Here is a 7,904-nt window from a genome sequence, read left to right as displayed (position 1 = left end):
TGGTTCGGATTTTCAACTTTATCCCTCCCAATTTTATTTTTATATACTTTCTGTATTAGTTAATCGGCAAATTTGCCAAAAACTTTATGATGTTTGGTAGTCTGATTAGAAGTTTATCCCAAAACAGTGTCCAGAATCATCATAACTATAAACCCTAAAAGAAGGGCATAAGTAGATGAGCGAGCATGGGGAGAGTGGTGAGTTTCGGGTATTATCTCGTCACTGATTACAAAGAGCATTGCTCCTGCGGCAAGAGCCATCCCCAGAGGAAGAAAAGAATACATAATGGTAACGAGAGAAATTCCTAAAAATCCTCCGATAGGCTCCACCAACCCGGTAAGTAAAGCATAAACAAAAGCCTGACGATGATTATATCCCACTCCTAAAAGGGAAACAGCTACTGCCAGTCCTTCGGGGATATTTTGTAGACCAATGGCCAGAGCTATCGTAATACCATCAGATATATTTCCGCTGCCAAAGCTCACTCCTACTGCTAAGCCTTCCGGGAAATTATGTAAAGTGATAGCCAGGACAAATAACCAGATCTGCTTTAGCTCTGGCCCCAGTCCTTCTCTTCCCCTCTCAAAGTGCTCGTGAGGTATTATTTTATCAAAAACATCGAGCAAAACTCCTCCTATGGCTACCCCCAGTGCAGCTATCCATGCTCCTCCCGTCTCAATCGCCGGAACTAAAAGACTGAAAGCAGTAGCGGCAAGCATTATTCCTGCTGCCATACCTAATAGTTCATCTCGAAATCGGTGGGAAATTTTTTGACCTCTTCCAAAAAGAACCGGTAATGCTCCCACACCGGTAGCCAACCCGGCTAAAAGACTAGCTACAGTTCCTAAAAGAATAGGACTCACAAGCACCACCCTTTTTTATTTTATTCTCTCTTAATTTCCCGGATATGACAAGCTACTTTAATGTTTACCGATTATATTAATCAGAAAAATCATGCCTTCTCTCTCTGCGTTAAATACTTCACTTCACATGCGGGTTGTTATGAACCTCGTTTGGTAGCCTGCCGCATAAGAAAAAGTAAAAAAGGTTTAAAAAACTGAGATAACAATGTTGGAATGTTTTTTCTCCAGCTAATTATTTTAATGCTTTTCCTATCTTTTGTGCTCTTACGGGTTTATAAGGGGGCAGCGCCTCCTTGTAGTCGATAGAACTATTCAAGGGTGACATCCCTCTTTCGCCATGCCTGAAATCTTTAATCAGGCATCCATAGTTTCTGTCCTCAATAACATAGACCCCGGCTCGAAAGTCACCGGGGTGACGAAAAGAGATGATAAATACGTTCAGGGGTAACACCCCTCTTCTGACATTGTATGCTGCTTCTCGGGACCAAAATCTGCAGGTGTTGCCCCCGGGGAGTTATTCTCTGGCCCGATTTCTTTATATTCTTTGTTGTAAATTAATCCAAATGCTATATTTAAATGAGTAACTCTGGTGACTAAATTCCGGCGAGGTTATATCCTCTGGAAAATAAATACCCACATTTCGGTATCTCTCTTTCTCGGAAACTGTAGCAGACATAAAATTACACCACCCGGTTAGCTGATGATTTTCACCACTCCCTCCTTACGAGGAGGGCGATACATGGGCTCTTTAGCTTGGTATCCAAACACCGCTGCAGCATAGGGAATATATTCATCAGACACTCCCCATTCTTTCTTTAAGGCCTTCCCCTCTTCAAAAAGGAATAAATCTTTCACTACTGCATGTATCCAGTTTGATCCTATCCCTAAAGATGCAGCGGCAATCATCATGTTACCCATAGCCAAGGTGCAATCGTGAATGGTAGTGGATGCACCGTCTTGCCCGAAAACAATAATAAGCGTGGGAGCCGTTTCCAGAAGATGAGGTCTTCTTCCTCCTCCGGGGGGAGCGGGCATATTTTTCTGGAGAGTTTCTTTGATTTTTATCAGCTCATCTTTGTTTTGTATCACCACAAAAAGCCAGGGTTGCCTGTTCATGCCCGAGGGAGCATATCTGCCAGCCAGAAGAATCATTTCTAACTCTTCAGCTTTTATTTGCTCGGGCCGGTACTCTTTTACACTTCTTCTGCCCAATATCGATTTGATAGTTTCATTCATGAGTTTTTGCCTCCTCTGTGCTATCTCATGTATAACTAACTCACCCCCAAAACAACAAAGGGCGCGAATATGCAATCATGTTAAACGAATTAAAAGCAGGAGGTCAAGTTTACATTCCCGCAAAAAGTAAATGGTTTTTCACTGTTGATCTAATAGTCCTTTCTGATTGTCCATTGTATAAAGTCAACCGCAAAAATCAAAGCATTCCTCTTTTTTTATTTTACCCTGCACCTGGTGTGGCAATCTTGTTTTTTCTTCTCTAACGAACGCAAGTAGACCAGGATGCTTTTTCTGGTGTAGTACTCTCGCTTTTAATCATCTCTTTTTTATTATTGCATCGTAAATTATAGTTAATCACAAGACCCATTGTAACCCATTTAACTGCCATCGCGAGCCCGTTTTCTTGTATGGCGTTTTAACCTCCGATGTAATTTGTTTTTAAGATTTGAGCAATTTAATAGGTTTTGCGAGATACTATATTCTATTTTTTCTCCATCTCGACAGGTCTTGTCTTTTTTAATGTTTTAATATCACATCGTAGACTACTTTATATAACCCTTAGGATGACCAAAAAAAGGAAGAGGGAGAAGTTTATTTCTTATAGCTCCTTTTGATAAACGGGCTTTTTCGGGGCGGGATCAATGTTTGACAGGAGGAAGAGAAAGTTATAGAATTTTTGTGGTATTAAGCCGGTGTGGCTCAATGGTAGAGCAGCGCATTCGTAATGCGCAGGTTAGCGGTTCGAGTCCGCTCGCCGGCTCCATCTAAAAATTGTAAGCGCCCCTAAACTTTATTTTTGAAAAGGGGCGCTTTTTAGTATTCACCTTTATTTTGGTTTGGGTCCTTCTGGCGGGAAAATTACTTTATCCACCATATAGATTATAGCGTTAGAAGCAGCATAAGATCCTACCACGTTGATTTTTCTATTAATCACGATGGGCGGTTCCTCAAAAAAGACATGGATTAAATGGCCGTTCAGGGTTTTGTACTTTTCCCCTGCTCGAAAATCGTCTACTGAGAGACGACGAGGAATTACGTGATAAGTGAGTATATCTTTTAAAGTTTCTTTGTTCTCGGGCTGGAGCAATCTTTCCAGTTTTCCTTCTGGAAGAGCGTCAAAGGCATCATTTGTGGGAGCAAAAATGGTATATTCACCCTTGTTGAGAGTCTCCTCCAATCCAGCAGCTTTTACTACCTCGACAAAAGTGCTCAACTCCTCCACTTGAGAGACGGTGTCCATAAATTTAGCATAGTAGACAGGTTGAGATGAAATGGCTTGAGCTGATGCAACACCTACCGCGAGAAATATGCTAAGAATAGCTACAAGTGAAACAGAGATAAAACGCAATTTTTTCATTTTGACCTTCTCCTTTCCTTTTATTTTACTGGGAAACATTATAACATAGGATTTGGAAAATAAAACGGTATGGTCTAAAATATACCCTAAACAAAGAAGGATTATATAGTATAATTTTTTCTGGTTTTCTAAACTCAGAAGGAGGAAAGAAAGTGGCAAAGATTCTAAAAAAAGAAGTCCTCACCCCTCAGATTAAACTCATGGTAATTGATGCTCCTTGGGTGGCTCGCAAAGCCAGGCCCGGTCAATTTGTGGTTTTACGCATCAATGAACAGGGGGAGCGTATTCCCTTAACTATTGCTGATTTTGATCTGCAAGAAGAAACAGTTACCATAATTTTTCAAGAGGTAGGTAAAACCACTATGGTGTTAGGGGATTTAGAAGAAGGGGATGAGATTTTAGATTTTATAGGACCTTTAGGAAAAGAAATCGAAGAAAAATATTTTGGTCACGTAGTTTGTGTAGGAGGAGGGGTGGGTATTGCCCCCACTTATCCTAAGGCTCGAGCTTTTAAGGAAAAGGGAAATCGAGTTACCTCTATCATCGGAGCTCGCAGCTCTAATCTTCTTTTCTGGGAAGAGGAAATGCGAAGAGTGAGTGATGAGCTTTTTGTTACTACTGACGATGGGACATATGGTGAAAAAGGATTTGTAACTCAGGTTCTGGAACGAGTTCTAAATAAAGATAAGGTGGATTTGGTAGTAGCGGTGGGGCCGGTAATAATGATGAAGATGACGAGTCTCTTAACTGAAAAGTATTCCATTCCCACTCTGGTGAGTCTTAATCCCATAATGGTAGATGGAACGGGAATGTGCGGTTGCTGTCGGGTAACAGTGGGGGGAAAGTGTAAATTTACTTGTGTGGATGGTCCAGTTTTTGATGGCCACCAGGTAGACTTTGATGAATTGATGGCCCGTCAGCGGATTTATTTAGAGGAAGAAAAACGAGCGTTAGATGCCTGGTTAATGGAAACAGAAAAGGAGGGAGCCCCCTACCATGTCTACTGAACGTCCTTCTCGACCTAAAATGCCTCAACGTCCCCCCGAAGAGCGGATTAAAGATTTTAACGAAGTTCCTCTAGGGCTATCGGAAGAGGTAGCAGTAGCAGAAGCTCGTCGTTGCATTCAGTGCAAAAAACCCACCTGTATCGAAGGGTGTCCGGTGGAAATTGATATTCCTGGTTTTATTAAACTTCTATCGCAGGGTGAATTGGATGGGGCCATTGCTAAAATAAAGGAGAAAAATAGCCTTCCTGCTATATGCGGAAGAGTGTGTCCCCAGGAAGACCAGTGTGAAAGCAAGTGTATACTGGGCAGAAGAGGACAACCCGTTGCCATTGGATACTTAGAGCGTTTTTTAGCTGATTATGAAAGAGAAAAGGGAGTGAAAGCTCCTTCTCTTCCTCCTCCTCGGGATAAGAAAGTGGCGGTGATTGGCTCGGGTCCGGCTGGTTTAACCTGTGCTGGAGATTTAGCCAGAATGGGCTATAAAGTTACCATTTTTGAAGCTCTGCATGCGCCAGGTGGGGTTTTAGTTTACGGCATTCCTGAATTTCGCCTTCCCAAGGCTATTGTGGCGCAAGAAGTCGATTATGTACAGTCTTTGGGGGTAGAGTTAAAAGTAAGCCGGGTAATAGGTAAAACTTTTACTCTAGATGACTTAAAAGATGAAGGGTATCAGGCTTTCTTTATTGGAACAGGAGCGGGTCTTCCTTACTTTTTGGAAGTTCCCGGGGAAAACTTGAATGGTATTTATTCTGCCAACGAATTTCTCACCCGTTCCAACCTGATGAAAGCTTACCTTTTCCCTCGTTATGACACTCCTTTGAAAGTGGGGCAAAGCGTAGCAGTGATTGGAGGAGGGAATGTGGCTATGGATTCTGCACGAACCGCCTTACGTTTGGGAGCAAAAGAGGTGTGCCTGGTATATCGACGTACTAAAAAGGAGATGCCTGCTCGAATTGAAGAAGTAGAAAGAGCAGAAGAAGAGGGAGTGAACTGCATCATTTTGACTAACCCGGTTCGTTTTTTAGGCAATGAAAATGGTTGGGTAACGGGTATTGAGTGTATTCAAATGGAATTGGGAGAGCCGGATGAGTCGGGAAGAAGGAGGCCTGTTCCCATTCCTGGTTCAGAATTTGTTATTCCTATTGACACTGTGGTGGTGGCTATAGGACAGGGTCCTAACCCTCTGCTCTTAGAGACTATTCCTGACTTACAATTGAATAGAAGAGGTTACATCGCCGCTGATGCAGAAACCGGAGCTACTAGTTTAGCGGGAGTTTTCGCCGGCGGGGATATAGTAACTGGGGCGGCTACTGTGATATCGGCTATGGGTGCAGGTAAAAGGTCAGCGCAAGCTATAGACCGTTTTTTTACTGACTCTAATAGTTTTCCTGAATGGAGGCAATAAAATGAAAGAAGCAGAAGTTGTGGTTATTGGAGGAGGTCCAGCAGGTTATGCTGCAGCCACTCGAGCAGGGCGAGAGGGATGGGAAACTATCCTTGTCGAAGGAAGAGAGTTGGGTGGAACGTGTCTTAACCGGGGGTGTATTCCTACCAAGGTCTTTTTTAAATCTCAGGAAGTAGCTAATCTGGTAAAAAAGGCACAGGATTTTGGGATAAAAGCGGATTTTCAAGGAGTTGATTGGGAAAAGGTCCTGAATCGAAAAAATCGGGTAGTAAAACAGCTGACCAGTGGAGTACAATTTCTCCTCCGGAAGGGAAAAGTGGAGGTAATAGAGGGTTTTGCTTCTTTTCTGGATTCTCATACTATAAGGGTAGAAAAAGAAGGAGGAGAAAAAGAAGAAATCCGGGGAAAATATATAGTTCTGGCCAGTGGTTCCCGCTCTGCCACTCTCCCGGTAGAAGGAGCTAATTTAGAGGGGGTAATCGATAGTGACCAGGCACTGGAACTTTCTTCACTTCCTGAGAGTCTGGTAGTTGTCGGAGGGGGAGTTATAGGGATGGAGATGGCCTGCATTTTTAATGCTTTTGGAGTCAAGGTAGAAGTAGTGGAGATGATGCCCAAGATTCTTCCTCCGGTGGATGAGGAGATAACCAACCTTCTCACTCAGCTCGTAGAAAAAAGAGGGATGAGAGTTCATGTTAATGCTCAGGTGAAAAAGATTCATCGCTCAGGAAACCTGCGAGTAACCTTTATTCAAGAAGGAGAAGAAAAAGAGGTAGAAGGAGATTGTGTTTTAGTGGCTACAGGAAGAGTGCCCCAGGTAGAAAATTTAGGAGTAGAAAATCTGGGTTTAAAAATGGAAAATCGGGGAGTCTGGACCGATGAGTTTTTGCGCACCTCTATCTCTCACATCTATGCCCCGGGAGATGTAAATGGTAAATATCTTTTAGCTCACGTGGCCTACAGAGAGGCAGAGGTAGCGATAAACCACATTAAAGGAGAAAAAAAGGGAATAAGCTATAAGGCAATACCCAATTGCATTTTTTCTTTTCCAGAAATCGCCTCTGTAGGATTAACCGAGAAAGAAGCAGAAGCAAAAGGATATGAAGTTAAAGTGGGGAGATTCCCCTTTCGAGCAAACGGTAAGGCTCTGATTGAGGGGGAAACGGAGGGTCTGGTAAAAATTGTTAGTGAAGCTAAAAATGGAGAGATACTGGGAGTACATATTTTAGGGCCTCACGCTTCAGATTTAATTGGAGAAGCAGTTTTAGCTCTAAACTTAGAATGCACTCCGCAAGAAATAGCCGAGACTATTCATCCTCATCCCACTCTCTCTGAGGCTTTAATGGAAGCAGCTCAAGGAGTTTTTGCCTCTCCCTTACATTTTTCTTAAAGGGAGGATAGATGACACTTAGAGAGCTACCTCTTTCTGATTTTCACCGCTCTTGTGGTGCTCGAATGGGGGTATTTTGTGGTTGGGAGATGCCCCTTTATTACCGAAGTATCCGAGAGGAATATTTTGCCTGTACTAATAGCTGTGGACTCTTTGATATTTCTCACCTGGGGAAGTTTTTTCTTCGAGGGAAAGAGGCAACTCCTTTTTTAGATTATGCTACCTGTCGCAAAGTTTCTGAAATTAAGGAAGGAAGAGGTAAGTACATTTTTTTTCTCAACTGGCGGGGAGGAATAGTAGATGGGGCAACTCTCTTTAGAGAGAAAGAAGAAGAATGGCTTTTGATTTCCAATGCCGGGGCGCGGGAAAAGCTTTTCCGGTGGCTCGATTATCTGATAAAGACTAATAAATGGGAAGTAGAGATAGAAGACGTAACGGAAAAGAAAGCGCTTTTTGCCATACAGGGTCCTGAAGCGGCAGTAATAGCGAAGGAGTTATTTCAGGTTTCCGGTGATAATTGGCCAAAGTTTTCTTTTCGAAAGTTTCCTCCCGGATTTCAAGTAACACATCTTGCCTTTTCTAAAGAAGATGGCTTTGAGATAATGAGTGATGTCTCTCTGGGTTCAGGACTCTGGGAAAAATTGTT

At 42.7% G+C, this 7,904-nt stretch carries 6 protein-coding genes, 1 tRNA gene and 1 pseudogene; 5 read left to right on the top strand and 3 right to left on the bottom strand.

Annotation, left to right across the window (positions count from 1 at the left end; translation table 11 throughout):
• Positions 1-113: 113 nt before the first annotated feature.
• Together GXZ17_RS03310 and GXZ17_RS03305 are read right to left on the bottom strand one after the other, a co-directional pair.
• Entirely contained in the window at positions 114-863 is a 750-nt protein-coding gene (locus GXZ17_RS03310; RefSeq protein WP_409375866.1) for a ZIP family metal transporter, read from the bottom strand.
• A 693-nt stretch (positions 864-1,556) separates the two neighbouring features.
• Positions 1,557-2,099 carry a nitroreductase family protein gene (locus GXZ17_RS03305; protein WP_409375865.1) on the bottom strand — a complete coding sequence of 181 codons (543 nt, stop codon included), beginning with the start codon at positions 2,097-2,099 and terminating at the stop codon, positions 1,557-1,559.
• A gap of 688 nt (positions 2,100-2,787) precedes the next feature.
• Between GXZ17_RS03305 and GXZ17_RS03300 the strand changes: the two genes are divergently transcribed.
• Positions 2,788-2,862: transfer RNA gene (locus GXZ17_RS03300), tRNA-Thr, on the top strand.
• A gap of 63 nt (positions 2,863-2,925) precedes the next feature.
• Here the strand turns inward: GXZ17_RS03300 and GXZ17_RS03295 are convergent.
• On the bottom strand, positions 2,926-3,456 hold the full coding sequence (locus tag GXZ17_RS03295; RefSeq protein ID WP_409375864.1) for a fasciclin domain-containing protein: 531 nt from the start codon (positions 3,454-3,456) through the stop codon (positions 2,926-2,928).
• A 152-nt stretch (positions 3,457-3,608) separates the two neighbouring features.
• Here GXZ17_RS03295 and GXZ17_RS03290 point away from each other — a divergent pair, with 152 nt between their 5' ends.
• From GXZ17_RS03290 to GXZ17_RS03275, 4 genes and pseudogenes are all read left to right on the top strand, one after another.
• On the top strand, positions 3,609-4,463 hold the full coding sequence (locus GXZ17_RS03290; RefSeq protein ID WP_409375863.1) for a sulfide/dihydroorotate dehydrogenase-like FAD/NAD-binding protein: 855 nt from the start codon (positions 3,609-3,611) through the stop codon (positions 4,461-4,463).
• Positions 4,453-5,868, top strand: coding sequence for an NADPH-dependent glutamate synthase (gene gltA, locus GXZ17_RS03285; RefSeq protein WP_409375862.1), 1,416 nt, complete (start codon positions 4,453-4,455; stop codon positions 5,866-5,868). Before GXZ17_RS03290 ends, gltA begins: the two co-directional genes overlap by 11 nt.
• A gap of 1 nt (position 5,869) precedes the next feature.
• On the top strand, positions 5,870-7,258 hold the full coding sequence (gene lpdA, locus GXZ17_RS03280) for a dihydrolipoyl dehydrogenase (protein WP_409375861.1): 1,389 nt from the start codon (positions 5,870-5,872) through the stop codon (positions 7,256-7,258).
• 11 nt (positions 7,259-7,269) lie between these two features.
• A pseudogene (locus GXZ17_RS03275) lies at positions 7,270-7,904 on the top strand (hypothetical protein); the annotation flags it as partial.

The organism is Candidatus Sordicultor fermentans (assembly GCF_012728195.1).
GTDB classification, from domain to species: domain Bacteria; phylum Atribacterota; class Atribacteria; order Atribacterales; family Caldatribacteriaceae; genus Sordicultor; species Sordicultor fermentans.
The sequence above is the reverse complement of the archived record's forward strand: the minus strand, read 5'-3'. Positions and strand labels throughout refer to the sequence as shown.